At 71.8% G+C, this 26,625-nt stretch carries 26 protein-coding genes; 12 read left to right on the top strand and 14 right to left on the bottom strand.

Annotated features, from left to right (window positions below; all coding sequences use genetic code 11):
• Positions 1–26 precede the first annotated feature (26 nt).
• From J3A75_RS08885 to J3A75_RS08875, 3 genes are all read right to left on the bottom strand, one after another.
• Positions 27–1,469, bottom strand: coding sequence for a pyruvate dehydrogenase complex E1 component subunit beta (locus tag J3A75_RS08885; protein ID WP_012317991.1), 1,443 nt, complete (start codon positions 1,467–1,469; stop codon positions 27–29).
• 56 nt (positions 1,470–1,525) lie between these two features.
• On the bottom strand, positions 1,526–2,503 hold the full coding sequence (pdhA, locus tag J3A75_RS08880) for a pyruvate dehydrogenase (acetyl-transferring) E1 component subunit alpha (protein WP_234742070.1): 978 nt from the start codon (positions 2,501–2,503) through the stop codon (positions 1,526–1,528).
• Positions 2,504–2,770: 267 nt separating this feature from the next.
• On the bottom strand, positions 2,771–3,082 hold the full coding sequence (locus J3A75_RS08875) for an FtsB family cell division protein (RefSeq protein WP_012317989.1): 312 nt from the start codon (positions 3,080–3,082) through the stop codon (positions 2,771–2,773).
• Positions 3,083–3,194: 112 nt separating this feature from the next.
• Here J3A75_RS08875 and J3A75_RS08870 point away from each other — a divergent pair, with 112 nt between their 5' ends.
• Positions 3,195–4,397 (top strand): adenylate/guanylate cyclase domain-containing protein, encoded by a 1,203-nt coding sequence (locus J3A75_RS08870; protein WP_029359948.1) that lies wholly within the window; start codon positions 3,195–3,197, stop codon positions 4,395–4,397.
• 57 nt (positions 4,398–4,454) lie between these two features.
• On the opposite strand, the gene J3A75_RS36440 is transcribed toward J3A75_RS08870, so the two are convergent.
• Both J3A75_RS36440 and eno read right to left on the bottom strand, forming a co-directional pair.
• Positions 4,455–4,751, bottom strand: a complete 297-nt coding sequence (locus J3A75_RS36440) for a DUF3574 domain-containing protein (protein ID WP_281068168.1) — start codon at positions 4,749–4,751, stop codon at positions 4,455–4,457.
• A gap of 104 nt (positions 4,752–4,855) precedes the next feature.
• Positions 4,856–6,145, bottom strand: coding sequence for a phosphopyruvate hydratase (gene eno, locus J3A75_RS08865; RefSeq protein WP_012317987.1), 1,290 nt, complete (start codon positions 6,143–6,145; stop codon positions 4,856–4,858).
• A 194-nt stretch (positions 6,146–6,339) separates the two neighbouring features.
• Here eno and queF point away from each other — a divergent pair, with 194 nt between their 5' ends.
• A complete protein-coding gene (gene queF, locus J3A75_RS08860; RefSeq protein WP_029359946.1) occupies positions 6,340–6,792 on the top strand; it encodes a preQ(1) synthase in 453 nt (150 codons plus the stop codon).
• A 65-nt stretch (positions 6,793–6,857) separates the two neighbouring features.
• On the opposite strand, the gene J3A75_RS08855 is transcribed toward queF, so the two are convergent.
• The gene (locus J3A75_RS08855) at positions 6,858–7,196 is read right to left on the bottom strand and encodes a hypothetical protein (protein ID WP_012317985.1); all 339 of its coding nucleotides are present in this window, start codon (positions 7,194–7,196) and stop codon (positions 6,858–6,860) included.
• 333 nt (positions 7,197–7,529) lie between these two features.
• Between J3A75_RS08855 and J3A75_RS08850 the strand changes: the two genes are divergently transcribed.
• Entirely contained in the window at positions 7,530–8,219 is a 690-nt protein-coding gene (locus tag J3A75_RS08850) for a class I SAM-dependent methyltransferase (protein WP_058607366.1), read from the top strand.
• Positions 8,220–8,224: 5 nt separating this feature from the next.
• Here the strand turns inward: J3A75_RS08850 and kdsA are convergent, their stop codons facing one another.
• Positions 8,225–9,079: a 3-deoxy-8-phosphooctulonate synthase gene (gene kdsA / locus J3A75_RS08845; RefSeq protein ID WP_024830864.1), complete on the bottom strand. Its 855-nt coding sequence runs from the start codon at positions 9,077–9,079 to the stop codon at positions 8,225–8,227.
• A 10-nt stretch (positions 9,080–9,089) separates the two neighbouring features.
• Positions 9,090–9,578 carry a hypothetical protein gene (locus tag J3A75_RS08840; RefSeq protein WP_059409607.1) on the bottom strand — a complete coding sequence of 163 codons (489 nt, stop codon included), beginning with the start codon at positions 9,576–9,578 and terminating at the stop codon, positions 9,090–9,092.
• Between the two features lie 165 nt (positions 9,579–9,743).
• Between J3A75_RS08840 and J3A75_RS08835 the strand changes: the two genes are divergently transcribed.
• Positions 9,744–10,763 (top strand): alpha/beta fold hydrolase, encoded by a 1,020-nt coding sequence (locus tag J3A75_RS08835; RefSeq protein WP_209650013.1) that lies wholly within the window; start codon positions 9,744–9,746, stop codon positions 10,761–10,763.
• 57 nt (positions 10,764–10,820) lie between these two features.
• On the opposite strand, the gene J3A75_RS08830 is transcribed toward J3A75_RS08835, so the two are convergent.
• Positions 10,821–11,996: an amidinotransferase gene (locus J3A75_RS08830; RefSeq protein ID WP_209650011.1), complete on the bottom strand. Its 1,176-nt coding sequence runs from the start codon at positions 11,994–11,996 to the stop codon at positions 10,821–10,823.
• Positions 11,997–12,206: 210 nt separating this feature from the next.
• On the opposite strand from J3A75_RS08830, the gene J3A75_RS08825 reads away from it, so the two are divergent.
• The 6 genes from J3A75_RS08825 to J3A75_RS08800 all read left to right on the top strand — a co-directional run bounded on the left by J3A75_RS08825 (position 12,207) and on the right by J3A75_RS08800 (position 18,573).
• Positions 12,207–13,319: a flippase-like domain-containing protein gene (locus tag J3A75_RS08825; RefSeq protein WP_029359945.1), complete on the top strand. Its 1,113-nt coding sequence runs from the start codon at positions 12,207–12,209 to the stop codon at positions 13,317–13,319.
• Positions 13,310–13,933, top strand: coding sequence for a phospholipid-binding protein MlaC (locus J3A75_RS08820; RefSeq protein WP_012317978.1), 624 nt, complete (start codon positions 13,310–13,312; stop codon positions 13,931–13,933). Before J3A75_RS08825 ends, J3A75_RS08820 begins: the two co-directional genes overlap by 10 nt.
• A gap of 86 nt (positions 13,934–14,019) precedes the next feature.
• A complete protein-coding gene (gene hpnI, locus J3A75_RS08815; protein ID WP_209650009.1) occupies positions 14,020–15,228 on the top strand; it encodes a bacteriohopanetetrol glucosamine biosynthesis glycosyltransferase HpnI in 1,209 nt (402 codons plus the stop codon).
• Between the two features lie 57 nt (positions 15,229–15,285).
• Positions 15,286–16,719 carry a hopanoid biosynthesis associated radical SAM protein HpnJ gene (gene hpnJ, locus J3A75_RS08810; RefSeq protein WP_012317976.1) on the top strand — a complete coding sequence of 478 codons (1,434 nt, stop codon included), beginning with the start codon at positions 15,286–15,288 and terminating at the stop codon, positions 16,717–16,719.
• A gap of 103 nt (positions 16,720–16,822) precedes the next feature.
• Positions 16,823–17,665 (top strand): hopanoid biosynthesis-associated protein HpnK, encoded by an 843-nt coding sequence (gene hpnK / locus J3A75_RS08805; protein ID WP_012317975.1) that lies wholly within the window; start codon positions 16,823–16,825, stop codon positions 17,663–17,665.
• A gap of 32 nt (positions 17,666–17,697) precedes the next feature.
• Entirely contained in the window at positions 17,698–18,573 is an 876-nt protein-coding gene (locus J3A75_RS08800; RefSeq protein ID WP_209650007.1) for a helix-turn-helix domain-containing GNAT family N-acetyltransferase, read from the top strand.
• Positions 18,574–18,612: 39 nt separating this feature from the next.
• Here J3A75_RS08800 and J3A75_RS08795 read toward each other — a convergent pair whose 3' ends face one another.
• A complete protein-coding gene (locus J3A75_RS08795; RefSeq protein WP_209650914.1) occupies positions 18,613–21,279 on the bottom strand; it encodes an MMPL family transporter in 2,667 nt (888 codons plus the stop codon).
• Positions 21,280–21,900: 621 nt separating this feature from the next.
• Between J3A75_RS08795 and hpnH the strand changes: the two genes are divergently transcribed.
• Entirely contained in the window at positions 21,901–23,064 is a 1,164-nt protein-coding gene (gene hpnH / locus J3A75_RS08790) for an adenosyl-hopene transferase HpnH (RefSeq protein ID WP_012317972.1), read from the top strand.
• 75 nt (positions 23,065–23,139) lie between these two features.
• Here hpnH and J3A75_RS08785 read toward each other — a convergent pair whose 3' ends face one another.
• From J3A75_RS08785 to J3A75_RS08770, 4 genes are read right to left on the bottom strand one after another with little or no spacing between them, the layout of a single operon-like run.
• Positions 23,140–23,760, bottom strand: a complete 621-nt coding sequence (locus J3A75_RS08785; RefSeq protein ID WP_209650005.1) for a GNAT family N-acetyltransferase — start codon at positions 23,758–23,760, stop codon at positions 23,140–23,142.
• Between the two features lie 34 nt (positions 23,761–23,794).
• Positions 23,795–24,577 (bottom strand): hypothetical protein, encoded by a 783-nt coding sequence (locus J3A75_RS08780; protein ID WP_116656754.1) that lies wholly within the window; start codon positions 24,575–24,577, stop codon positions 23,795–23,797.
• A gap of 23 nt (positions 24,578–24,600) precedes the next feature.
• Entirely contained in the window at positions 24,601–24,801 is a 201-nt protein-coding gene (locus J3A75_RS08775) for a hypothetical protein (RefSeq protein ID WP_012317969.1), read from the bottom strand.
• The gene (locus J3A75_RS08770) at positions 24,798–25,847 is read right to left on the bottom strand and encodes a hydantoinase/oxoprolinase family protein (RefSeq protein WP_209650003.1); all 1,050 of its coding nucleotides are present in this window, start codon (positions 25,845–25,847) and stop codon (positions 24,798–24,800) included. Before J3A75_RS08770 ends, J3A75_RS08775 begins: the two co-directional genes overlap by 4 nt.
• Before the next feature lie 9 nt (positions 25,848–25,856).
• Between J3A75_RS08770 and J3A75_RS08765 the strand changes: the two genes are divergently transcribed.
• Positions 25,857–26,588 (top strand): HisA/HisF-related TIM barrel protein, encoded by a 732-nt coding sequence (locus J3A75_RS08765; RefSeq protein ID WP_209650001.1) that lies wholly within the window; start codon positions 25,857–25,859, stop codon positions 26,586–26,588.
• Positions 26,589–26,625: the final 37 nt, after the last annotated feature.

The raw sequence follows: 26,625 nt of genomic DNA, 5'->3' as shown, positions 1-26,625 counted from the left end.
GGGCGACGGCGTCGCCCGCGCGCCGGTCACTTGTAGCAGACGCTCTTGGCGGCCTCGACGACCTCCGCCACCGTCGGCAGGGCCAGCTTCTCGAGGTTGGCCGCGTAGGGCATCGGCACGTCCTTGCCGGTGATCCGCAGGACCGGGGCGTCGAGGTAATCGAAGGCGTCGACCATCAGGCGGGCCACGATCTCGGCGCCGACGCCGGATTGCGGGAAGCCCTCCTCCACGGTGATGCAGCGGCCGGTCTTCTTGACCGACGCGACCACCGTCTCGGTGTCCATCGGCCGGATCGTGCGCAGGTCGATCACCTCGGCCTCGATGCCCTGCTCGGCGAGGGCCTGGGCGGCCTTGAGGGCGTAGGTCATGCCGATCGCGAAGGACACGATGGTCACGTCGCTGCCGGTGCGGTGTATCTTCGCCTTGCCGATCGGCAGCACGAAGTCGTCGAGCTGCGGCACCGGGAAGGACTGCCCGTACAGGATCTCGTTCTCGAGGAAGATGATCGGGTTCGGGTCGCGGATCGCGGCCTTCAGCAGGCCCTTGGCGTCGGACGCCGTGTAGGGCGCGATCACCTTGAGGCCCGGCACGTTGGAGTACCACGCGGCGTAGTCGTGGCTGTGCTGGGCGGCGACGCGGGCGGCGGCGCCGTTCGGGCCGCGGAACACGATCGGGCAGCCGAGCTGGCCGCCGGACATGTACAGCGTCTTGGCCGCCGAGTTGATGATGTGGTCGATCGCCTGCATGGCGAAGTTGAAGGTCATGAACTCGACGATCGGCTTCAGGCCGGCCAGCGCCGCGCCGACGCCGATGCCCGCGAAGCCGTGCTCGGTGATCGGGGTGTCGACCACCCGCTTCGGCCCGAATTCCTGCAGCAGGTTCTGGGTGACCTTGTAGGCGCCCTGGTACTCGGCGACCTCCTCGCCCATGACGAAGACGTCGCCGTCGCGGCGCATCTCCTCGGCCATGGCGTCGCGCAGGGCCTCGCGGACGGTCTGCGTGACCATCGGCGTGTCGGCCGGGAACTCCTCCATCACCGGCTCCTGGGCCTTGTTGGTGATGACGGCGGGCGCGGCCGGCGCCTTCGGGGCGTCGTCGCCGGTCTTGGCCGCGGGAGCCGGTCTGTCGGCCATGCCCTCGGCCTGCATGTCGGGGGCGGGGGCGGGTTGCCCGCCCGCGCCGTTGGGCTTGGCGCCGCCGCCGGACTGGACGCTCGCCGGGTCCTCGCCCTCGCCGGCGATGACGGCGATCGGCGTGTTCACCGCGACGCCCTCGGTGCCCTCGGCGATCAGGATCTTGGCGAGGACGCCCTCGTCGATGGCCTCCACCTCCATGGTGGCCTTGTCGGTCTCGATCTCGGCCAGCACGTCGCCGGACTTGATCGGGTCGCCCTCCTTCTTCAGCCACTTGGCGAGCTTGCCCTCCTCCATGGTGGGCGAGAGGGCGGGCATCAGGATGTCGGTCGCCATGCTCAGCTCTGCGGTCGTTTATTCGTTGGGGGGGCGGCCAGCGGTGTCGTCCGCGCTCAGGCGTGCGCGTCCAGGAGGATGTCGGTCCACAGCTCGGACGGATCCGGCTCGGGGTCGTTCGTGGCGAACTCGGCCGAGGCGTTGACGACCTCGCGGACCTTGGCGTCGGTGGCCTTCAGCTCGGCCTCGGGCACGGCGTGCAGCTCGAGCAGGCGCTTGCGCACCATCTCGATCGGGTCGTGCTCGTCGCGCATCTTCGAGACCTCGTCCTTGGTCCGGTACTTGGCCGGATCGGACATGGAGTGGCCGCGGTAGCGGTAGGTCTGCATCTCCAGGATGTACGGGCCCTGGCCGGTGCGGGCGTGCTCGATCGCCCGCGTGGCCGCCTCGCGGACGGTGCGCACGTCCATGCCGTCGACCTGCTCGCCGGGGATGCCGAAGGAGAGGCCGCGCTTCGAGAAGTCGGTCTGCGCCGAGGCCCGGGCCACCGAGGTACCCATGGCGTAGCGGTTGTTCTCGATCACGTAGACGACCGGCAGCTTCCAGAGGGCCGCCATGTTGAAGCTCTCGTAGACCTGCCCCTGGTTGGCGGCGCCGTCGCCCATGTAGGTCAGGCTGACCTTGCCGTTCTCCCGGTAATGGTCGGCGAAGGCGAGGCCGGTGCCCAGCGAGACCTGCGCGCCGACGATGCCGTGGCCGCCGAAGAACTGCTTCTCGCGGCTGAACATGTGCATCGAGCCGCCCTTGCCGCGGCTGTAGCCGCCGCGGCGGCCGGTCAGCTCGGCCATGACGCCCTTCGGATCCATGCCGCAGGCCAGCATGTGGCCGTGGTCGCGGTAGCCGGTGATGACCTGGTCGCCCTCGACCGAGGCCATCTGCATGCCGATCACCACGGCCTCCTGGCCGATGTAGAGGTGGCAGAAGCCGCCGATCAGGCCCATGCCGTAGAGCTGGCCGGCCTTCTCCTCGAAGCGCCGGATCAGCAGCATCTCGTGATAGGCGTGGAGATCCTCGTCCCGCGTGAACTGCGGCATGTTCGGCGCGGGGCGGTGCGCCTCGGCGGCCTGAGGGCTCGCGGCCTGCACCGGCGCGGACGACGCGTCCGTTGCGGGCTCTTTGGCAGGCTCCTTGGCGGCGTCCATCGGCGCTCTCCCCGTGATTCCACGCGACTGCGTGGGGGTGTAGGACAGCGACGATTGGAAAGCGAGGGCTGCCGCTCTGACAGGAAGCCGCTCTTGTCAGAGCACTTTCAGGACTGCGGAAAACCGTCCCGGGACTTCCGCGGGGCGCTCGCGCGACGGTCAGGGCGTGATGATGACCACGTCGTTGGCGTGCACCCGGCCCAGGACGATCCGGGCGCGCTCCTCCAGGAGGTCGCGGTCGATCTGGTCGCTCTTGAGCAGGTTCACCCGATGCTCCCAGACGGCGCGCTCGGCCTTCACGGCGGCGAGTTCCTGGCTGAGGCCGTAGGCGCGGATCTTCAGGGCCTTCTTGGCCTCGAGGCCGCGGTTGCCACTCTCGGCCTGCCACACGAAATAGCCGACAACGAGCGCCGACAGGGTCCAGAGACCCAGCGGCAACACGACCATTCTGACTCGGCGGCGCACGACCATGGCGCGACCCTCGCGCGGAAAGGTTAACGGTTCTTTTCGATCGCGCCGCGGTCGGGACAGGGCCGGGTCGGGGCCGGACCGCGGCCGGCACGGACAGGGGCGAGCCTGAGGCATGGACCTGACGCATCTGGGGCGCTGGATCGCCGCGCACGCCACGGCGACCGACGACCACGACACCCTGCTCGCGGGCTTCTGCGAGTCGCTGGTCGAGGCCGGCCTCCCCGTCTGGCGGGTCAGCGTCATGGCGCCGGCCCTGGACCCGACGCTGCGCGGCGTCAGCCTGAACTGGCACGCGGGCGAGGGCATGTCCTTCGTCGCCAACGCCCACGGCGCCGACGAGGAGAGCGACTGGCTCCTGAGCCCGGTCTACGCCCTGGTGGAGAAGGGCGAGACCTTCGGCCGCTGGCGCCTCGACGCGCCCGGGCTGGCGGTGGACTTCCCGGTCCTGAACGCCCTCGGGGCGCAGGGCGGCGTCGACTACGTGCTGCACATCGCCGAGTTCGCCCCCGGCACCGCGCTGCGGGGCATCGCGGTCTCGTTCTGCACCCGCGCCGCCGCCGGCTTCACCGGGGCGGACCTCGCCGCGATCGCCGAGGTCCTGCCGTTCCTGACGCTGGCGATGGCCAAGATGGGCCTCGCCCACACGTTCCGGGAAGTGTCGGCCACCTATCTCGGCCGGTCCACCGCCGAGCGCATCCTCGACGGCCAGATCCGCCGGGGCGAGGGGCGGGCCGTGCCGGCGGCGATCCTGCTGACCGACCTCCGGGGCTTCACGGCCCTGGCCGACCGGGTGGATCCCGCCGACATGGTCACGTGGCTCAACGAGCACTTCGACGCCCTCGGCGACCCGGTGGCGCGGCACGGCGGCGAGATCCTGAAATTCCTCGGCGACGGCTTCCTGGCGATCTTCCCGGTCCCGGACGCCGACACCCTGCCCTGCCCGGTCTGCGGCGGCGCCCTCGACGCCGCGACCGAGGGGCTCGCCGCCAACGCGGCGCTCAACGCCCGCCGCCGCGCCGCGGGGCTGCCCGAGCTCCCGGCCGAGTGCGTCGTCCATTTCGGGACGGTCATCTACGGCAATGTCGGCACCGAGCGGCGCCTCGACTTCACGATCATCGGGCGGGCGGTCAACGAGGCCAGCCGGATCGAGAGCCAGTGCGCGGCCCTCGGCCACGAGCTCCTCGTGTCGGACTCCTTCGCCGAACGGTGCGCCCGGCCGCTGGAGCCGGTCGGGACGATCGAGCTCCGGGGCCTGTCGCGGCCGATGCGGGTCTGGACCGTGCCGGGCGAGCCGTCCGGTGCGGCGACGGCCTGAGGAGGCGGAGATCCTCCGTCCGAGTCGAGCGGACGAGCGGACGGATCGGCGCCGCCCTCAGAACAGCGCGCAGCTCCGCTGCAGCACCAGGCCGACCGCGCCCTGCGCGAAGCGGGTCCGGTACGCCTCCTGCACGGCGCGCAGGGAAGCGACCGCCTCGGGCGTGGGTTCGGTGACGATCAGGACGATGCGGGCGGCCTCGTGGACGATCCGTCCGTCCGGTCCGCGCCACTGGCCCCGGCCGGCGAAGACCGTGAGCCCGTCCGGGAAGCGCGGGGTGATCCGCTCGGCCAGGAACCGGTCGAAGGCCCGGCCGGAGACGCGCCCGCCGTCCGGCCGCGACAGGCCGAACAGCAGCTGCGCGCTGAGCGTCGGGCGGGCCCCGTCGCAGAGCGGGTCCGCGCGGGCGGGGCCGGCCGCTCCGACACCGAGCAGGCCGGCCAGCAGGATCCGCCGGATCAGCGGCGGGCGAGCTGCTTGAGCGCCGACGGGCCGGCGTAGAGCGCCTGCGGGCCCAGGCCCTCCTCGATGCGGATCAGCTGGTTGTACTTGGCCAGTCTGTCCGAGCGGGCGAGCGAGCCGGTCTTGATCTGCCCGCAATTGGTGGCGACCGCGAGGTCCGCGATGGTCGAGTCCTCGGTCTCGCCCGAGCGGTGCGACATCACCGCGGTGTAGCCGGCGCGCTGGGCCATATCGACCGCCGCCAAGGTCTCGGTGAGCGAGCCGATCTGGTTGACCTTGATCAGGATCGAGTTGGCCGTGCCCTCGGCGATGCCGCGGGACAGGCGCTCGACGTTGGTGACGAACAGGTCGTCGCCGACGAGCTGGCAGCGGTCGCCGATCTTGTCGGTCAGGAGCTTCCAGCCGGCCCAGTCGTCCTCCGACATGCCGTCCTCGATCGACACGATCGGGTAGGTGGCGACGAGCTGCGCGAGGTAGTCGACCTGCGCCTCGATGGTGCGGGTCTTCCCCTCGCCCTCGTACGCGTAGGCACCGTCCTTGAAGAACTCGGTGGCGGCGCAGTCGAGGGCGAGCGCCATGTCCTGGCCGGGCTTGAAGCCGGCGGCGCTGATCGCGTCCATCACGAAATCGAGGGCGGCCTCGGCGGACGGCAGGTTCGGGGCGAAACCACCCTCGTCGCCGACGTTGGTGTTGTGGCCGGCCTTCTTCAGCTTGCCCTTGAGGGTGTGGAACACCTCGGAGCCCATGCGCACGGCCTCGGCGAGCGAATCGGCGCCCACCGGCATGATCATGAATTCCTGGAAGTCGATCGGGTTGTCGGCGTGCGCGCCGCCGTTGATGATGTTCATCATCGGCACGGGCAGCACCCGGCCCTGCACGCCGCCGACGTAGCGGTAGAGCGGCAGGCCCGAGGCCTCGGCCGCGGCCTTGGCCACCGCCAGCGACACGCCGAGGATCGCGTTCGCGCCGAGGCGCGCCTTGTTGGGTGTGCCGTCGAGCTCGATCATCGCCTCGTCGACCGCGACCTGGTCCTCGGCCTCCATGCCGCCGATCGCGTCGAGGATCTCGGTCTGGGCCGCCTCGACCGCCTTCAGCACGCCCTTGCCGAGGAAGCGGTTCTTGTCGCCGTCGCGCAGCTCCACCGCCTCGTGGGCGCCGGTGGAGGCACCCGACGGCACCGCCGCGCGGCCGAAGGAGCCGTCTTCCAGGATGACGTCGACCTCGACCGTGGGGTTGCCTCGGCTGTCGAGGATCTCGCGGGCGCTGATATTGGTGATCGCGGTCATGGAACGTCCTCTCGCGGGGGCCGCGGGTCGGCGACCGCGCCCCGATCGGGGGTGCGGCGCATCGCGGCGGCTTATCCGTCAAGCCGCGGCCGGCGGCAAGCGCCGGGACGGGCGGCGCACAGCCGGGTTCAGCCGGGAAAGCGTCGCGGATCAGGCGGATGCGCGCGGGGCCGGCAGGCTCTATATGGCCGGCCATGACCTCCACCGACGATCTCCAGCTCGGCCAGCCGACGCCCTTCCCCGCCTCGCCCCAGGAAGCGCGGCTCGACCGGGTCCCGAACCCGCACGCGGACACCGACTACGTCGCCCGGTTCACCGCGCCCGAATTCACCTCGATCTGCCCAGTCACCGGGCAGCCGGACTTCGCGATCCTCGTGATCGACTACGTGCCCGGCGACTGGCTCGTGGAGTCGAAGTCGCTGAAGCTCTACCTCGGGTCGTTCCGCAACCACGGCGCGTTCCACGAGGATTGCACGGTGGCGATCGGCAAGCGGCTCCGCGACCTCTTGGAGCCCCGCTACCTGCGCATCGGCGGCTTCTGGTATCCCCGCGGCGGCATCCCGATCGACGTCTTCTGGCAGACGGGCGAGCTGCCGAAGAACGCGTGGCTGCCGGACCCGGGCGTCCCGCCCTACCGCGGACGCTGACCGGACAGACGAAAAGGGCGACCGGCTCGCGCCGGTCGCCCCCCGATCCTCTCGGATCTCCGATCTCAGTAGCCGTAGCCGTAGTAGCCGTAGCCCGGGGCCGCGTAGCCGTAGCCGCCGTAGACCGGGGCGTAGCCGTAGCCGTAGGACGGGGCGTAGCCGTAGCCGCCGCCGTAGTAGCTGTCGCGGGCCGCGCCGGCGGCAATCGCACCGGCGGCGAGGCCGGCGATGCCGAGGCCGATGGCGGCGCCGGTGCCGATGCCGCGACGGCCGCGGTAGTAGCCGTGGCCGTAGCCGCCGTAGCCGCCGTGGTAGCCGTAGGGACGCGCCTCGGCGCTGGTCGTGACGGCGACGCTGCCGAGAGCCATGGCGGCAGCGGTGGCGATGATACCGATCTTGCGCATAGTGTTCCTTCTCGATCCTCGATCGAACATGCCCAATAACGTGGCCGCACCCGGACAGTTCCAGATTTCATGACGTGCTTGCGTGCGGATCCGCACGCGGGCAGGATTATGAACCGCCGTTCATCGTTCCCGCCTCTCCGTCGACTCTGGTCAAGCTTGGGCGCCTCTGCGGGAACTGCCTCCGAACTCTTGCGCGGCGCCGTTCAGGGCGGGCGTGACGACTGCGTCGCGCGAGACTTCTGTCCTGAGGCCGCGACGGCCGCCCGGCGCGCGCGGAGGAAACCCCTCCTCTCCCGGCCCGGCCGTGCTACGGATCCTCGCGGAGGACCGACGATGGATGCCCTGACCCTGATCCGCGAGAGCCTCGCGCCGCTGGCCGGCAAGCGGATCGTCGATATCGGGTGCGGCCCCGGGGCGCTGGCGCGGCGGCTGGTCGACGCCGGCGCGCGCGTCACCGGGATCGACCCCGGCGCGGCGGCGCTCGCCCGGGCGCGGGACGCCGTGCCGGAGGCGCGCTTCGAGGCCGCGACCGGCGAGGCCCTGCCCTTCCCCGACGCCAGCTTCGACGGCGCCGTGATGCTGAACGCCCTCCACCACGTCCCGGACCCGGCTGCGGCCCTCGCCGAGGCGGCCCGCGTGCTGGTCCCGGGCGGACGGCTCGTCGTGGTCGAGCCCCTGGCGGAGGGCAGCTTCTTCGAGGCGCTGCGGCTGATCGAGGACGAGACCGCGGTCCGCGCCGCCGCCCAGGACGCCATCGCGGCCGCCCTCGCTCGCGGCGCCTACACGTGCCGCCGCGACGCGACGATCGAGCGGCGCGAGCGCTTCGACTCCCTCGACGCGTTCCTCGCCCGCGTCAGCGCCGTGGACCCGGCCCGCGAGGCGACCATCCGGGACCGGCGGCCCGTCGTCGCGGAGGCCTTCCTCGGCGCCGCGGCGCGCGAGGCCGACGGGACGTTCGGACTCGTCCAGCCCCTGCGGATCCACGTCCTGGAGCCGGCGGCCGCAGGACGTGGATCCGCCTGATCCGGTCAGGCGGTCCGGCGCTTGGCGAGGCGGTCGAAGGCGAGGAGCTCCTCGAGCAGGGCCGGCATGTCCCTCAGCGCCACCATGTTGGGGCCGTCGGAGGGCGCGCGGTCCGGGTCGGGATGGGTCTCGATGAACACCCCCGCCACGCCCACCGCCACGGCGGCGCGGGCGAGGACGGCGACGAACTCGCGCTGGCCGCCGGAGCTCGCCCCCTGCCCGCCGGGCTGCTGCACCGAGTGGGTGGCGTCGAACACCACCGGCGCGCCCTGCGTGACCTGCGCCATGATCGGCAGGCTGCGCATGTCCGAGACCAGGGTGTTGTAGCCGAAGGAGGCGCCGCGCTCGGTGACGATGACGTTGGGGTTGCCCGCCTCCGTCACCTTGGCGGCGACGTGCTTCATGTCCCAGGGCGCCAGGAACTGGCCCTTCTTGATGTTGACCGCCCGGCCGGTCGCGGCGGCGGCCAGCAGCAGATCGGTCTGGCGGCACAGGAAGGCGGGGATCTGGAGCACGTCCACCGCCTCGGCGGCGCGGGCGCACTGCTCGGCGGCGTGCACGTCGGTCAGCACCGGCAGCCCGAGGGTCTCGCGGATCTCGGCGAAGACCGGGAGCGCCCCGTCGAGGCCGATGCCCCGGGCGGCGCTGCCCGAGGTGCGGTTGGCCTTGTCGAAGGAGGTCTTGAACACGAGGCCGACGCCCAGGCCCGCGGCCATCTCCTTGAGGGCGGCGGCGATCTCCAGGGCGTGCTGGCGCCCTTCGAGCTGGCACGGGCCGGCGATCAGCGTCAGCGGCAGGTGGTTGGCGAAGCGCGCGTCGCCGACTTGGACGACGGGGCCGGGTGTCTCGATCTTCGACATGCCGGCCCGTCTAGCCCGCGCGGCGGATCCGCGAAAGCCCGGGCCGGGGCGCGACCCGGCAGACCGTGCGGTCGTCCCGGAGGGCGTCGGTGCGCGGGCCGGTCTCGCACAGCATCAGGATCCGGCCGGCGCCGCCCCGGCGCGGGGCATCCGCCAGCAGGCTGGCCTGGTGAAGGTTGAGCGCCAGCACCTCGACCGCGGCGGCGTCCGCCCCGGCTAGCGCCTGCGCGGCGCGGCCGATCAGGACGAAGTAGGCCGGCGCCGGCTCGCGGTCGCGGGAGGCCACGGTGATCCGGGCCGGGGCGCGGCAGTCGAGGCTCAGCCGCTCGGCATCCTGCGCCCGGAACACCGCGACGGGCCCGGCCCGGCCGGCCAGGGAGGCGCCGGTGGTGCGGATCACCCGCGCGGCCAGGGCGTCGCAGGCATCCGCCGCCCGGGCCGGGGCGGGCCCGAGGAGGAGCGCGCCGGCGAGGGCGGTCAGGGTGGTGAGGCGCAGCATCGGGACATCCGCGGCGGGAGACGGTCGCCCCCGGGAGATAGCGCGCGCCGCGGCGGGCGCGAAGCCGCGGCGCTCCGCGGGGCGTGGACAGGGGCGCCCGGATGACCGATCTGAGCGGGCGGCGCGGCGCCGCACGCCGCTCGCAGACCAGGCTCCGACGCGGCCATGCTCCGAAACCTCCTCGCCTCCGTCCTGCTGGCCCCGCTGGCCCTGCTGCCGGCGGGACCCGCTTCCGCCGAGCCGCTGCCGCAGCCGACCTACGGGCCGGAACTCGAGGGCTTCGCCTACCCGTTCCCGGTGGAGCGGTTCCTGTTCACCTCGCAGCGCCAGCCGCTGCAGATGGCCTATCTCGATGTCCGCCCGGCGACGCCGAACGGCCGGACCGCGGTGCTGCTGCACGGCAAGAACTTCTGCGCCGCCACCTGGGAGAGCCAGATCCGGGCGCTCAGCGCGGCCGGGTACCGGGTGATCGCGCCGGACCAGATCGGCTTCTGCAAGTCGAGCAAGCCGACGGCCTACCAGTTCACCTTCCGGCAGCTCGCCGAGAACACCCACGCGCTCCTGGCCAAGCTCGGGATCGAGCGCCCGATCCTGGTCGGCCACTCCACGGGCGGCATGCTGGCCGCCCACTACGCCCTGCTCTACCCGAAGGCGGTGGAGCAGCTCGTGCTGGTCAACCCGATCGGCCTGGAGGACTGGGCCGCCAAGGGCGTGCCGCCGACCTCGGTCGAGCAATGGTACCAGCGCGAGTTGAAGGTGACGGCGGCCTCGATCCGGGCCTACGAGACGGCGACCTACTACGCCGGCGCCTGGGAGCCCCGCTACGAGCCCTGGGTCACGATGCTGGCGGGCCTCAACGGCGGCCCCGGCAAGGAGGCGGTCGCCTGGGACTCGGCGCTGCTCTACGACATGATCCTCACCGAGCCGGTGGTCTACCGGTTCCCGCAGATCGCGGTGCCGACGCTGCTCCTGATCGGCCAGAAGGACAGCACGGCGATCGGCAAGGACCTCGCGCCGCCGGAGGTGCGGGCGAGCCTCGGCAACTATCCCGAACTCGGCAAGGCGGCCGCCAGGGCCATCCCGGGCGCGCGGCTCGTGGAGTTCCCGGATCTCGGCCACGCGCCGCAGATGTCCGACCCGGACGGGTTCAACGCGGCGCTGATCGCGGGCATCGCGGCGCGGTAGGCGCCGCGCGATGTCGCCCGTCGTCCCGGGGCGCCCCGGGACGACGGCGGGCCGGTCCTAGAAGTACGACTTCAGCACGCCCCGGCGGCGGACGTCGAGGGTCGCGCAGTGGAACGAGCCGCCGAACGGGCCGTAGCTGAGGAACGGCGCCGGGATCGGGTCGAAGCCCCAGTCCTTGAGCGCCTTGATCAGCGTCGGCTGGCTCTGGTCGACGACGATCTTCCTCTCGGTGATCGCCAGGACGTTGATCGAGGTCCAGGGCGAGCACATCGAGATCTTGCTCATGAAGCCCTCGACCGGGTCGGGGCGCGGGGCGATCAGCACGTCCCACTTCTTGAGCACGGCCGGCAGCTTCTCGACGTCGACGTAGTCCGGGTTCACCAGCACCTTGCCGGGCGCCAGCGGCATGAACGACGAATCGATGTGCATCGGCTGCGGGCAGCGGCTCTCGATCTCGTGGATGCGGAAGCCCGGGCCGAGGTGGCGGCGCAGCCACTCGATGCCCATCAGGTTGGTCACGTTGGAGCGGGTGACGAACAGGTCGCGGCCGCAGCGGACGAAGTCGGCGGCGTCGAAGACCGGCTCGAACTCGTTGACCGTGAACTGCATGGGCTCGCCGGCCTTCAGGTTCGGCACCCGGTAATCGTAGTTGTAGAGGTCGTCGGTCAGCTGCGGGCGCGGCGCGGAGGTCCAGCGGGCGCCGGCGCGGAAGTACTCCTTGAACAGCGACCGGTAGGCGTCGCCCTCGAAGTAGCGCGAGCGCCAGCACATCGGGCTCTCGATGATCTCGTCGCCGATGACGAGGTACGGGTCGCGCGGGCAGGCGACGCAGAAGCCGCGGGAGGACCAGCGCGGCGCCTTGAACTTCTTGGAGAAGTCCACCGCGTCGGGGCGGCGGACCTTCACGCCCTCGCCGGCCAGGATGGTGATGAAGTTGTCGAGCTCGGCCTGGGCGAGCTTCTTCATGAACTTCGGATACTTCCAGCCGCTCGCCAGCCGGTAGAACGGCTGCGCGGCGCGCGGCAGGTTGAAGATCACCGTCAGGTGGTGGGTCGGGATCGTGGCGCCGTCGAGCGAGCCGACGATCACCTCCTCCAGCGGATCCCACTCGTTCCAGGCCATCACCGGCGACTGCGGAGCCGGCACGCCGGGTCCGGTCCCGCCCGGAAAGCCGCCCGCATGCGTGTCGTCGGTCACGGCCTCCAGGGCCGTGATCGGTGATTCGCGCTCCATGACGTGTGCCCCTTCTGCGACGTGCCGCGGCCTTCTGCGCGGGCTTCTCGGCCCGGCCGCCGCTTTGGCCCCCGGTGTGTCAAACGGGTGATAGACACCGCTAATCCGTGCTGCAACGTGACAGAAACGTTCCCGGCCCGGCGGACCTATTTCTGCCGCGACCGTGACCGATTTCCCGCATCAAGCCTTACGCGAGCTTGAAAGACGACAATGAAGCGCCTGACGACCTTGGCCTCGATCGCCGGTCTGTGCACGGTCGTCGGCCTGTTCATGTCCTCCGGCCTGGAGGACGTGTCGGCCGCCGTCGTGAGCGCCGGCTGGGGCGCCGCCCTCGTGGTGCTGGCGCGCCTCGTGGCCGTCGCCTGGGCGGGACTCGGCTGGTACGTCGTGTTCCCCGCCGGCGCGACCAAGCTCGCCGACTGCGTCTCGCTCCGCTTCGTCCGCGAGGGCATCAACACGCTGCTGCCGGTCGCCACCGTCGGCGGTGACTTCGTCGGCGCCCGCCTGCTGTCGAAGCGCAACGTCCCGGGCGCGCTCGCGGGCGCCAGCATGTTCGTCGACCTGATGACCCAGGCGCTGACGCAGCTCCTGTTCACGGTGGCCGGACTCGCCCTGCTGGTCCTGATCTCCGGCGACGGGCCGATCGCCCACACGGTCGAGGGCGGGCTGGCCCTGGCGGTCCCGGCCCTCGGCGCGTTCTACCTGATCCAGCGCCGGGCCGGTCACCGCCTGATCCAGGCCCTGCTCAGCCGCTTCGCCTCCGGGCGCGAGTGGCGCGCCTTCGGCGCCATCGACCAGCTCTACGACAGCCTGCGCCGGCTCTACGGCAACCACGGTCGCTTCGCGGCGGCCCTCGCGGTCCACCTCGCCGGCTGGGTGATCGGCACGCTCGAGGTCTATGTCTGCCTGCGGTTCATGGGCTACCCGATCGACTTCGCGCAGGCGCTCATGATCGAGAGCCTCGCCCAGGCCGTGCGCGGCGCGGCCTTCGCGGTGCCCGGCGCCCTGGGCGCGCAGGAGGGCGGCCTGATCGCCCTGTGCGGCCTGTTCGATATCCCGGCCGAGGCGGCGCTCGCCCTCTCGCTGGTCAAGCGCTTCGCCGATCTCGGCGTCGGGCTCCCGAGCCTCCTGCTCTGGCACCGGATCGAGTCCAGGCTCCGGTCCGAGGCGCCCGAGGAAGAGGCGCGCGAGCCGGAGCCGGAGGCCGGGCGCAAGGCCAAGAGGGTCGCGCAGCCCGCCACCCTCGGCCCGTTCTACAGCTACGCCCCGCCGCGCATGGGGGCGCGGCTCGGCGACGGCGAGGAGTTGAAGAAGTGCGCCTGACCCGCCGGCTCGCGGCCGCCCTCGTCGCCGCACCCCTGGCCCTGACCCTGCTCGTCCCGGCCCCGTCACGGGCCGCGGACGATCCGGCCGTTCAGACCGTGCGCGACCTCTACGCCGCCTTCTCGGCCGCGCTGAAGGACGGGCCCGGCCCCCTGCCGGCCCGGGTCGAGGCCGTCGGCCCCGCGCTCGACAAGGCGTTCGACTTCCCCGCCATGACCCGCATCGCGGTGGGCTCGAAATGGTCGAGCTTCACCCCCGAGCAGCAGGCGGCGGTGATCGACGCGTTCAAGCGCAGCCTGACCGTGACCTACGCCAACCGGCTGGCCCGCGCCGCCGGCGGCAAGTTCGACGTGACCCCGAAGGTCGAGGAGCGGGGCGCCCAGCGCGTGGTGCCGACCCGCGTCACCGCCGCGGACGGCGACGATTCGGCCGTGGACTTCGTCGTCAACGCCGACAATCGCATCCAGGACGTCCTGCTCAACGGCGACGTCAGCGAGATCGCCGCGCAGCGGAACGCCCTGTCGGCGCCGCTGAAGTCCGGGGGCGCCGACGGCGTCGTGAAGTTCCTCCGGGCGCGGACCGACGGCATGCTCGCGGCCAAGCCGACCCCCTGAGGATCGCCGGCGCCAGCGCCGACCTGAACCGGCCGCTCGCGGCCATCGCCGCCTCGGCGGCCGGACGACCGCACGGACCCGACCGGATGGATGTCTCCTCGCTGGCGCTGCACGGCCTCTCGTGGCTCTCGCTGCTCTGCCTGATCCTGGCGGCGGCGGGCTGCGTCTACGGGCTGGCCGCCGCCATCTGCGCGGGCCGCTACGCGGGCCGAGGCCCGCCGGCGCTCCCCGGGGGAGCCCCGCGGCCCTCCGTGACCGTGCTGAAGCCGCTCTGCGGCCTCGAGCCCAACCTCTACGCGAATCTCGAGACCGTTCTGCGCCAGGACTACGCCGGGCCGGTCCAGGTCGTGTTCGGCGTCCAGAAGCCCACCGATCCCGCGATCGGCGTGGTCGAGCGCCTGCAGCAGGCCTATCCGGAGGCCCGCATCGACCTCGTGATCGACGGCCGGCAGCACGGATCGAACCGCAAGGTCTCGAACCTGATCAACATGGCCGAGGCCATCGCCCACGACGTGGTGGTGCTGGCCGACAGCGACATGGTGGTCGGCCCCGACTACCTGGAGCGCCTCGTCGCGGAGCTGTCGCAGGACGGCGTCACCGGCGTGACCTGCCTGTACCACGGCGTCCCGGCCTTCCGGGGCCTGTACGATCAGCTCTCGACGCTCGCGATCGACACCCACTTCCTGCCCAACGTGGTGATGGGCCTGAGCCTCGGGCTGGCGAAGCCCTGCTTCGGCTCCACCGTGGCCTTCACCCGGGCGAGCCTGGAGGCGGTCGGCGGCTTCCGAACCTTCCGCAACGATCTGGCGGACGACTACGCCATCGGCGCGGCCCTGCGCGGACTCGGCGGCCGCGTGGTGATCCCGAGCTTCACGATCGGCCACACCAGCGTCGACACCGATCTCTCCGGGCTGTGGCGGCACGAGCTGCGCTGGAACCGGACGATCCGCACCGTCGACCCGGCCGGCTACGCCGGCTCGATCGTCACCCACGCCTTTCCCCTCGCCCTGCTGGGCGCGCTCCTGCCCGGCGCCGGGACCGGCGCGCTCTGGGTCGCCGCCGCGGCGCTGGCGAGCCGCGTGCTGCTCTGCCGGCAGCTGGAGCGGGCCTTCGGCCTCGCCCCGCACCCCTACGGACTGTTGCCGATCCGCGACATCCTCTCCTTCCTGAACTTCTCCTGGGCCTTCGTGTCGGGGGCGGTGACATGGAAAGGTCACGATTATCACGTGGTTGCGGATGGCACCCTGATCCCGGACGCCGAACTCGGCCGCGATGCCGGCGCGCCGCTCCGCTGAACCCGGCTCCCTCGTCCTCCGCCCTCCCCCCGGCATTGCCCTGAGGCCTTGAACCCCATGCGCACGCTCTTCCTCCAGGCCCCCACCTTCGACGGTTTCGACGGCGGTGCCGGCTCCCGTTACCAAGCCAAGCGCGAGATCAAGTCGTTCTGGTACCCGACCTGGCTGGCCCAGCCGGCCGCCCTGGTGCCGAACTCGAAGCTGATCGACGCGCCGCCGCACAACATCAAGCTCGCCGAGATCGTGGCCCAGGCCAACGACTTCGACCTCGTCGTGCTCCACACCTCGGTGCCGTCGTTCAAGTCCGACGTGAAGACGATCGAGGCGCTCAAGGCCGCCAACCCGAAGCTCATCGCCGGCCTGATCGGCGCCAAGGTCGCGGTCGACGCCGCCGGCGCGATGGCCCAGGCCCCGGTGGTCGATTTCTGCGCCCGCAACGAGTTCGACTTCACCGTCAAGGAAGTCGCCGAGGGCGTCCCGATGTCGGAGATCAAGGGGCTGTCCTATCGCGACGCCAACGGTGTCGTGGTCCACAACGAGGACCGCGAGATCATGACCGACATGGATCAGCTGCCCTTCGTCACCAGCGTCTACAAGCGCGACCTGGAGATGGAGAAGTACTTCATCGGGTACCTGAAGCACCCGTACATCTCGTTCTACTCCGGCCGGGGCTGCAAGAGCCGCTGCACCTTCTGCCTCTGGCCGCAGACGGTCGGCGGCCACACCTACCGCACCCGCTCGGTCGCCCACGTGATCGAGGAGATCAAGTACTGCCTGAAGGAGTTCCCGCAGACCAAGGAGTTCTTCTTCGACGACGACACCTTCACCGACAACCTGCCGCGCGCGGAGGAGATCGCCCGCGAGCTCGGCAAGCTCGGCGTCACGTGGTCGTGCAACGCCAAGGCCAACGTGCCGCGCGAGACCCTGAAGGTGCTCAAGGAGAACGGCCTGCGCCTGCTGCTGGTCGGCTACGAGTCCGGCAACCAGCAGATCCTGCACAACATCAAGAAGGGCATGCGGGTCGAGGTCGCCGAGAAGTTCACGAAGGACTGCCACGACCTGGGCATCGCCATCCACGGCACCTTCATCCTCGGCCTGCCGGGCGAGACGAAGGAGACGATCCAGGAGACGATCGCCTTCGCCAAGCGGATCAACCCGCACACGATCCAGGTCTCGCTGGCGGCCCCCTACCCCGGCACCTTCCTGTACAAGCAGGCGGTGGAGAACGGCTGGCTCGACATCGAGAACGCCGAGCTCGTCGACGAGAACGGCGTGCAGGTCGCGCCGCTGCACTACCCGCACCTCTCGCACACCGAGATCTTCACCTCGGTCGAGGAGTTCTACAAGAAGTTCTACTTCCGGGCTCCGAAGATCGCCTCGATCGTCAGCGAGATGGTGCGCTCGCCCGACATGATGAAGCGCCGCCTGCGCGAGGGCGTCGAGTTCTACCGCTTCCTCAAGGAGCGTCAGGGCACCGCCAAGGCGGCGTAAGTCCGGGGTCCGGGGCCCACGGCCCCGGCGGGGTGTGGGGCAGAGCCCCGCACGTCTTCCAGGGCTCCGCCCTGGACCCGTCGACACCCGTTACGAGGTTTGCGTGAAGCGTCTGGTCGTCACCGCGGATGATTTCGGGCTGAGCCCCGAGGTCAACGAGGCCGTCGAGCAGGCCCATCGCGACGGGATCCTCACGGCGGCGAGCCTGATGGTCTCGGCGCCGGCCGCCGCCGACGCGGTGGCCCGGGCCAAACGGCTGCCGTCCCTGCGCGTCGGGCTGCACCTCGTCCTCGTGGAGGCGTGGCCGACCCTGCCGGCCGCCGAACTGCCCGACCTGACCGACGCGGCCGGCCTGATGCGCGCCGACATGGCCCGCCTCGGCCTCGACTTCGCCCGCAGGCCCGCGGCCCGGCGCCAGCTCGCCGCGGAGATCCGCGCGCAGTTCGAGGCCTACCGGGCGACCGGCCTGCCGCTGGACCACGTCAACGCCCACAAGCACTTCCACGTCCACCCGCTGATCGCCGGGGCGGTGCTGCGCATCGGCCGCGACTTCGGGATGCGCGCCCTGCGGGTACCCCGGGAGCCGCGGGAGATCCTGCGCCGCGCCGAGCCCGGTGCCCGGCCACGGCCGGCCCTCGACATCGCCCCCTGGGCGGCGCTGCTCGCCGTCCGAGCCCGGCAGGCCGGGCTGCTGATCCCCGACCGCACCCTCGGCCTCGCGTGGTCCGGTGCGATGACGCCCGCCCGCGTCGCGGCTCTGCTGGCCGAACTCCCGGACGGGCTGACCGAGCTCTACACCCACCCGGCCACCGCCGGCGGCTTCCCCGGCGAGGCGCCGGGCTACCGCTACGCCGACGAGCGGGACGCGCTGATCGCCCCCGCGTCCCTGTCGGCCGCCGGCGCGTCGGGCGCGGCCCGCGGCGGGTTCTCCGACTTCCTGGGTTGATCCAGGCCGATATCTGACTTTAGTCAGATACCATGGATCCTGCCGAGATCGCCCGCGTCCGCCGCTTCGCCCGCGCCGTCACCGCCGAGGTCGGCGCGCTCGACTCCTCGTTCCTCGGCCGAGGCCGTCCCCTGGGGGCGGCGCGCGTCCTGAACGCCGTCGGGGCGGGGCGCGCGGAGATCGGCGAGATCCGCGCCTATCTCGGTCTCGATTCCGGCCTGATGAGCCGTCTCCTGCGCGGCCTGGAGGAGGAGGGACTGGTCGCGACCGCACCGCATCCCGCGGATGCCCGTCGCCGGGTCGCGTCCCTGACCGAGGCCGGGCGGCGCGAGTTCGCGGCCTACGAGGCGCTGTCGGATGCCCGCGCCGTCACCCTGCTGGAGCGCGCGCCGCAGGTGTCGGCGCTCTTGCACGCCATGGACCGGATCGCCCTGGTCCTCGGCCGCGACGCCATCGCGATCACCGAGGCCGATCCCGCGAGCGCGTCCGCCCGCGCCTGCCTCGCCGCCTACTACGCCGAGCTGGCGAGCCGATTCGCCGGCGGGTTCGACGTCGCCCTGTCGTGCGACCCCGAGGCCGGCGCCCTGGTGCGCCCGCGCGGCACCTTCCTGCTCGCCATCGCGGACGGCCTTCCGGTCGGATGCGTCGGGCTCAAGGGGAGCGGCGGCGCGGTGGCGGAGATCAAGCGGCTCTGGATCGATCCCGCGGCCCGCGGGCTGGGCCTCGCCAAGCGGCTCATGCAACAGGTCGAGGCCGCCGCCCGCGACCTCGGGATCCGGACGCTGCGCCTCGACACCAGCAGCGCCCTGCCCGAGGCCCTAGCGCTCTACCGGCGGTCGGGCTGGGTGGAGATCGACCGCTTCAACGACGACCCCTACCCGGACCACTTCTTCGAGAAGGCCCTCTGAGGATGCCCCGGGGCGCGGGCCGGCGCGGTTCGGCCCCTCCTACTTGGCCGGCACCGGATCCTGGTGCGCGGCGGTCTTGCGCAGGGCCGCGCCGGCCGCCTTCTCGGCTTCCGGACGATCCTCGTCGGGCTGCTCGGGCGGCTCGCCGAGGGTCGCCGGCACCACGAAGAACGCCGCCACCAGGGTGAAGAACAGCGACAGCGCCAGCAGCTTGCCCATGCTCGCCGTGCCGGGATGGCTCGACAGGACCAGCGATCCGAAGGCGCTGCCCGTGGTCAGCGCCGAGAAGAAGATCGCCCGGGTCAGGCTGGAGGCGAGCATGTCGGTCACGCCCGCCCGCCACGCGATCACGTAGTAGATGTGGAACGCCACGCCGACCGCGAGCATCAGCGGCAGGGCGATGATGTTGGCGAAGTTCAGCGGCATGCCGACGATGCGCATCGCCATCAGCGTCCAGAGGGTCGCGATCACCAGCGGGCCGAGGGTCATCGCCACGTCCCACGGCTTGCGCAGGGCGACCGACAGGATGACGAAGATCAGCACGAAGGCCGTCACCGCCGCCTGCACGAAGGCGCCCAGGATCGTGTAGCTCGACTGCGTGGTGGCCACGGGCGCGCCGGTGGCGTGCGGGGCGACCTTCAGGACCTCGTCCGAGAACCGGCGGAGCACCGTGTCATCGTTCGAGTCGCCCTTCGGGTGAACCTCGATGCGCGCCCGTCCGTCCGCCGCCACCCAGTCGGCCTTCAGCTGCGGCGGCAGGTTGTCCAGCGTGATCTTCTCGGGATGCAGCAGGTCGCGCAGGCGCGCGAGCAGCGGCACCAGGTCCTTGGTCAGCGCCACCGAGGCCGCCTCGCGCAGCTGCACCGGGCCGGCGGCGAGCTTGTCGAGGGTGCCGGCGAGCTGCTTCGCTTGCTGGGCGCCCTTCGCGTCCCCCTTGGCGTCGGCGGAGAGGCCGTTGAGCGCCGCGGCGGCGTCCTTGAGCGCCTTGACGTTGTCGGCGTCGGTCGGCGGCGGCGGTTTGCGCCCGGGATTGAGCACCGGGTCGAGGAGCTGGGCCGTGTCGGCGATCTGGGCCAGCTTCTTGTCCTGATCCCGCGGCACGAAGGTGTCGATGCTGTTGACCGAGGCGGTGACCGGAAGCGCCAGCAGCGTCTTCGACAGCGCCGGGACCGCCTCGACGCTGGGCGCCAGCACGTCGATGAAGTTCGGGCTCGTCTCGGGATTCTTGATCAGGTCCAGGTAGGTCGCGATGGACTGCGTCTTGGGGCTGCGCAGGTGCATCGGGTTCGAGTCGAACGGCAGGTGCCAGAGCAGCGGAGCGCCGGCCAGGGTGATCAGGCCGACGACGATCAGGATCGGCTTGCGGTGCCGGATGATCCACGGATCGACGCCGACGAGCCACTCGGTCTGCACCGCCGCCTTCTCGCCGACCGGCTTGAACACCGCGATCAGCGCCGGCAGCAGGATCAGCGAGAACAGGAAGGCCACGATCATGCCGACGCCGGCGATCAGGCCCAGCTCCGACACGCCCCGGAAGGCCGTGGGCAGGAAGGCGAAGAAGCCCGCCACCAGCGACACCGCGGCGAGGGTCAGCGACCAGCCCACGCCCCGCGCCGCGGCGCGGATCGCGCTCTCCAGCGTCGGCTGCTCGTAGCGGTCGGCCCGGTAGCGGACCGAGAACTGGATGCCGAAATCGATGCCGAGTCCGACGAACAGGGCCGCGAAGGCCACCGAGATCGGGTTCAGCTCCTTGACCATGATGAGGCCCAGGGCGGCCGTGACCACGAGGCCCGCGAAGGTGGTGATGATCACCGCGCCGACGAGCTTGCCCGAGCGCAGGGCCAGCCACAGGAACAGTACGATCGCGCCGACGATGATGCTGTTGTTGAGGCCGGCATCCTCCGACAGCGTCGCGAACTCCTCGTCCGCCACCGCCACCGTGCCGGTCAGGCGCATCCGCAGGCCGTTCTGGGCGTCGATCCCCAGATCCTTGGCGACGTTGCGGATCAGCTTGGTCGCCTGGTAGCCGGGCTCCAGGGCGTTGAAGTCGAGGACCGGCTGGATCACCACGAACTTCATCTTGTCGGTGACGCTGGTCTCACCCCCCGACAGGAGCTCCTGCCAGGGCATCCGCGCCGGCTGACCGGCCAGCACCTTCTGCAGGGTGGCGTCGATCTGCCCCATGGGCTTCTCGAGATCCTCGATCTTCGCGTCGCCGGTCTTCACGCCGCGCGCGCCCAGCGTCAGCACCCGCATGATGCCCCGCAGCGAGGGGTCGGCGGCGAGCGGCCCGAGCAGACCCTGCTGCTGGGTCAGCGCCTCCAGGGTCTTGTCGAGCTCCGCCTGAGACATCAGCAGCAGGCCATTCTTGTTGAAGAACGGGCCGCCGTCGGGCCGGTACACCGTCTCGATCAGGTTCTTGTGCGCCGTGAGCGCCTTGGCGAGGTTGGCGGCCGCCTCCTCAGTCTCCTCGGGCGTCTCGCCGTTGATGACCGCCACGATGGTGTTGCTGCGCTGCGGGAACGCCTTCTCGAAATTGATCTCGTCCTGCCGCCACGGCTCCTTCGGGTCGATCAGGCGCTCGACGTCGGTGTTGATTCGGAACAGGTGCGCCGCGACTCCGAGGCTCGCGACCGTGAGGAACGCCGTGAGGGCGATCACGATCCACCGATACCGCACCGAGAACGCGACGAGACTTTCGATCACGAGCACCCTGCCTGTTCGCATCGGACGCGCCCCGCGCGCGACCGGCTCCTGCCATCCGTCCGGTCCGAACCCGGGCCACCGACGCCGTCGGGCTCAGGGCTCCGCCGCGCGATCGCTCCGCGATCCGATCGGGCGCGCATCGGGTTCGAGGACCGCCGCACCGCCCGATCCGAACGCGCCGCGCGCGTCCGGCACCCGACTGACTTCGCCCGATGCGGTCCGCGATCCGGACACCGATCGCGGGCCAGGACTTGCATCGCGGCCACGAGGCTCAGTAAAGAGGGCGATGCCAGATTGCAACGCGGCCGCCGCGGCGCGCATCCCGCGCCCGCCCGTGTGCGCTAGCGCACGGCGATTCAGGCGCGGCCTCCCGAATCCTGGGATTTCGGTCGTATTGCCGACGCAATGCACGTGCTGTCCTCAACGATCGGGCGCTTCCGTCCACGGACTTCGCACCCGCGGTCCATGTGGCACCGTTGCGTCAGGAGCGGAATAAGATGTCATCGCCCCGCCCAAACGGGGTCGTTTCAGATTAGTTCCAAGCTAGATCGCTGGAATTCGAGATTTTTTCGCGTTAAGCACCCCGACGCCCCGGGGTCGACGAAGTAAGGAGCCGCAATCTTGGGTATCCCCCTCCGGTACGTCGCGAAGATCGGCGGCTACATCCTGAAGCAGCACCTCACGGGCCGCAAGCGTTACCCGCTTGTGATGATGATGGAGCCGCTGTTCCGCTGTAACCTGGCCTGCGCCGGCTGCGGCAAGATCGACTACCCGGACGAGATCCTGAACAAGCGCCTGCCGGTCGCCGACGCGCTCGAATCGGTGCGCGAGTGCGGCGCCCCGGTGGTGGTGATCGCCGGCGGCGAGCCGCTCCTGCACAAGGACCTGCCGCAGATCGTCGAGGGCATCATCGCCCAGAAGAAGTTCGCGATCGTCTGCACGAACGCGCTGCTCCTCGAGAAGAAGATCAAGGAGTACAAGCCGAGCCCGTACTTCACGTGGTCGATCCATCTGGACGGCGACAAGGAGATGCACGACCAGTCGGTGTGCCAGCGCGGCGTCTACGACAAGGCCGTGGCGGCGATCGCGAAGGCCAAGGAGATGGGCTTCCGCGTCACCATCAACTGCACCTTCTTCAACAATTCCCAGCCGGAGAAGATCGCCGACTTCTTCGACAGCGTGACCCGGATGGGCATCGACGGCATCACCGTCTCCCCCGGCTACGCCTACGAGCGCGCTCCCGACCAGAAGCACTTCCTGAACCGGAAGGCGACGAAGGAGCTGTTCCGCGGCGTGTTCCGGCACGGCAAGGAGAAGGGCCGCGAGAAGTGGACCTTCCAGCAGTCGGGCCTGTTCCTCGACTTCCTGGCCGGCAACCAGACCTACCACTGCACCCCGTGGGGCAACCCGACCCGCACCGTGTTCGGCTGGCAGAAGCCCTGCTACCTGCTCGGCGAGGGCTACGCGGCGACCTTCAAGGAGCTGATGGAGACCACCGACTGGGACGCCTACGGCACCGGCAACTACGAGAAGTGCGCCGACTGCATGGTCCACTCGGGGTACGAGGCCTCGTCGGTCGTCGATTCGGTCCGCAAGCCCTGGAAGCCGCTGGTGCACGCGATTCGCGGCATCAAGACCGACGGCGCGATGGCCCCCGAGGTCAGCCTGGAGAACCAGCGCCCGGCCGAGTTCGTGTTCTCGCGCAACGTCGCGCAGAAGCTGTCCGAGATCAAAGCGGCCGGCGTCGACACGAAGCAGGAAGCCCGCAAGCGCACCGCCGCCTGACCGGGCGCGCACGATCGGCGACACGAGACCCGCGGCCGCGAGGCCGCGGGTCTCGTGTCCGGATCCCGCATCGCCTCAGCCGAGCAGCGGCACGTGCGGGGCGCAGTCGCGCGGCAGAGTCCCGTCGAGCCGCGGATCGGGCGCGACCTCGACGTGGACCGCGAAGGAGACGAAGCCCGAGCGCCGGTAGAAGGCGAGCGCCCCGGGATGGTCCAGGGTGGAGGTATGCACCCAGAACCGCGTGATCGGGCGCGCCCAGGCCCGGCCGATCGCCGCGTTCATCAGCGTGCGGCCGATCCCGGTCCCGACCGCGTCGTCGGTCAATCCGAGGAAGACCAGCTCGCAGGTGCCGGGCTGGCGGAAATCCAGTTCCAGCATGCCGAGGTTCCGCCCGTCGCGCCGGAGCGCGAAGATCTCGACATCGCCGTCGGCCAGGATCGCCGCCAGCGCCCCGTCCGCCAGGGTGAGGCGCGAGAACCACAGCCAGTCGGCGCCAACCTCCCGGAACAGGGTCCGGTAGGTCTCCGGGTCGGTGCCCGCCAGCGGCTCGAGGGCGAGGCCGGGCGGGAGCGGCCGTCCGGGACGCGGCGGCGGCGGCCGGTGCATCTCCAGGCTCGTGACGACGGTGGCGAGATGGCCCCGCGGCACCGCCGCGTAGCCCGGGGTGAGGGTCGGGATTCCCGTATCGGGCAGCATGATTCTCCTCGGCGGTCGCGTCGGCGCGGCCCGGTCAGGCGGCCCGCGGGCGGCGCCGGGCGACCAGCCACGGCAGCACGCAGGCCGCCGACACCGCGATCGAGGCGGCGTAGGCCGCGACCGGGTCGATCCGCCCGAGCAGCAGGTGCACGCAGACATAGAATGCCAGAACGCCGAAGGCGCCCTGGGCGCTGCCGCGCACCACGTCCAGCGCGGCGCCGACCCCGTCCTGCGCCCGGGCGAAGACGATGAGCGGCCAGGAGATGATCGGGATCGGTGCCAGGACGCCGCTCAGGCCCGAGCCGAGATGCGGCGCCAGGCCCGAGACCAGCAGGACCAGGCCGGTGGCGGCCGCGAGCCGGGCCGGCATGTCCCAGCGCGGCGGGCGCGCCCGGCGGACCGGCGCCGCGGTCCCGGCGGCCGGCCGGCAAAGGGCGACCACCAGCGCCATCGCCGGCAGGTCGATCGCCGTGGCGAGCCACAGGCCGGGCTGGACCACCCCGTGCAGCAGCGCGCCCGCGAGGACGAAGGCCGCCAGGGCGAGCAGCGCGGACGCGAGGTTCCCCGTCCGCGGCGCGGAGACGGCGTAGGCGAGGTAGCTGACCGTGACCGCGCCGAGTCCCTCCACCGAGCCGATCGCCGCCTCGGCGGCGAAGCGCTCGCCCTGCTCGGCGGCGAGGTAGATCGAGATCGGCGCCGAGGTGAGCGGCAGGCCCGAGAGCAGGCCGCCGACGAGGCTGCCCCACCGGCGCGCGGCCGCCGACACGGCCCACATCAGGGTCGGTGTGACGACGATCTTGGCGGCGATCAGGCTCATGGCGACCGGCGGGGCCCGGGGCCTCAGGCCGCCTGGGGCGGCCCGTCATCCTCCGGGTCGGCGGGCGAGTTGAGGATGTCCTCCAGCTCGTCGACCAGCCGGTCGACCTGGTCCTCGGTGGCGAGCACCTTCAGCACCTCCCCGGTCTCCGTCTCCACGGCCAGCTCGATATGCGGCCCGACCCGGGCCGTCAGGATCCGGGCCAGGATCTTGATTGCACTCATGTGACTGCCTCCTCCGCGGCGATGAGGCCGACCGCCACCGCCGGTCCACAGGTCGAGATCCCGTCGCGCGCGCCGCCGATCCGGTCCCCCAGCAGCGCCGCCAGCGGCGTCGAGGGCCGACCCAGCCGCTCGGCGAGGCGGGCGCCCACGAAGGCGCCGGCGCCGCACAGGACGAGGGGCGCGTCCGCGCCGAGATCGGGCCGGCTGAGGATCTCCGCCGCCGCGTCGTGCAGCAGGCGCAGCTGCGCCTCCGCGAAGTGGGCGGCGAGCGCCGTCCAGGCCGCTCCGGGCGCCTCCGCCCGGTCCCGCCCGACGATCCGGGCGAGCCGGGTCTCGCTCTCGGCGACCGTCTTGCCCTTGCGGTCGCCGCTCGGCTGCTGGTCGGCGCCCTCGGGGAGGAGGCCGAGGATGCGGTAGACGTCCGCCATGTGGGCGAAGGTCTCGGTCATCAGCCGGGTCCGGCGGCCCGCGAAGGGGGCGTGGTCGGACAGCGCGATCACCGGCGTGCGCACCGCGCCGGTATAGACGAGCTCGCCGGTCTCCAGCCGCTCGGCGTCGCTGTAGCCGGTCGCGGCCGGCCGTCCGCCCGCGACGGGGATCAGGTCGGCGGTGGTCGAGCCGATATCGATCAGGAGCGCGTCCGGGACGTGCCGGCCGGCGAGCGCCGCGGTGGCGTGCCAGTTGGCCGAGGCCACGTCCGCCGCGCGGGACGCGGCCGCCTCCGGGGCGACGAAGCCCGAGCGCCCGGCGTAGATCCGCACGGTCCCGGCGAGGTGCGATCCGGCCCACCCGGCGAGCGCCGCGACGCCGGCGCGCCGGTCGGCGAAGCAGTCGGTCAGCTCGCCCGTCATGGTCACGGCGTGGAGCGCCGCGCCGCGGGCCCAGTCGGGGGCGGCCTCCAGCGCCCGGTCGAGGGCCGGCAGGCCCTGCCAGAGCGGGCACGGCACCTGGGCGGCGGCCGCGACCCGGCCGTCCTCGACCAGGGCGACCTTGACGTGGACCCCGCCGAGGTCCCACCCGATCGTCGTTGGGTTTGATGAGCGCATGGGACCGCGATGAGCGCCTCGATGGACCACAGGATCGGGCGCCCCGGCTTCGCGGTGATCCCGGTGCTCGATCTCCGGGGCGGCCGCGTGGTGCGGGCGCGCCGGGGCGAGCGCTCCTCCTATGCCCCGATCGAGACGCCCTTGGCAAAGGGCTCGGCGCCCGACGCGGTGGCCCGGGGGCTGCGCGACGCGTGGCCCGCCGCCATCCTCTACGTCGCCGATCTCGACGCGATCATCGATCGCGCCGCGCCCGATCTCCGCGCCCTGGAGGCGATCGCCCGCGCCTGCCCGGGCGTCAGCCTGTGGGTCGATGCGGGCTTCGCCGAGCCGGCGGGCGTCGACGCGTTCCTGGCCTCCGGCCTGGGCCGCCCGGTGATCGGCAGCGAGAGCCAGGCGGATGCCGACCTCGTGACGCGGCTCGGCGACCGGGCGGTGTTCTCCCTCGACACGCGCGGCGCGGAGCGGCTCGGCCCGGCGGCCCTCCACGACGATCCCGCGCTCTGGCCGCCGGAGGTGATCGCCATGACGCTGGCGCAGGTCGGCGCCGGGGCCGGCCCGGACCTCGGGGCCCTGGGAGCCCTGCGCGCGCGGGCGCCGGATCGCCGCCTCTACGCGGCGGGCGGCGTGCGCGGCCCGGACGACCTGCGGGCGCTGCGGGCGGCCGGGATCGCCGGGGCGCTGGTCGCCTCGGCCCTCCACGACGGGACCCTGTCCCGGGCGACGGCGCCCGACCTCGCCTGACGCTTCCGGCCCGGGCCGGCGGCTGCTAAACCGCCCG

The organism is Methylobacterium sp. PvP105 (assembly GCF_017876975.1).
GTDB classification, from domain to species: domain Bacteria; phylum Pseudomonadota; class Alphaproteobacteria; order Rhizobiales; family Beijerinckiaceae; genus Methylobacterium; species Methylobacterium radiotolerans.
This window is presented reverse-complemented; position numbering and strand designations above follow the sequence as displayed.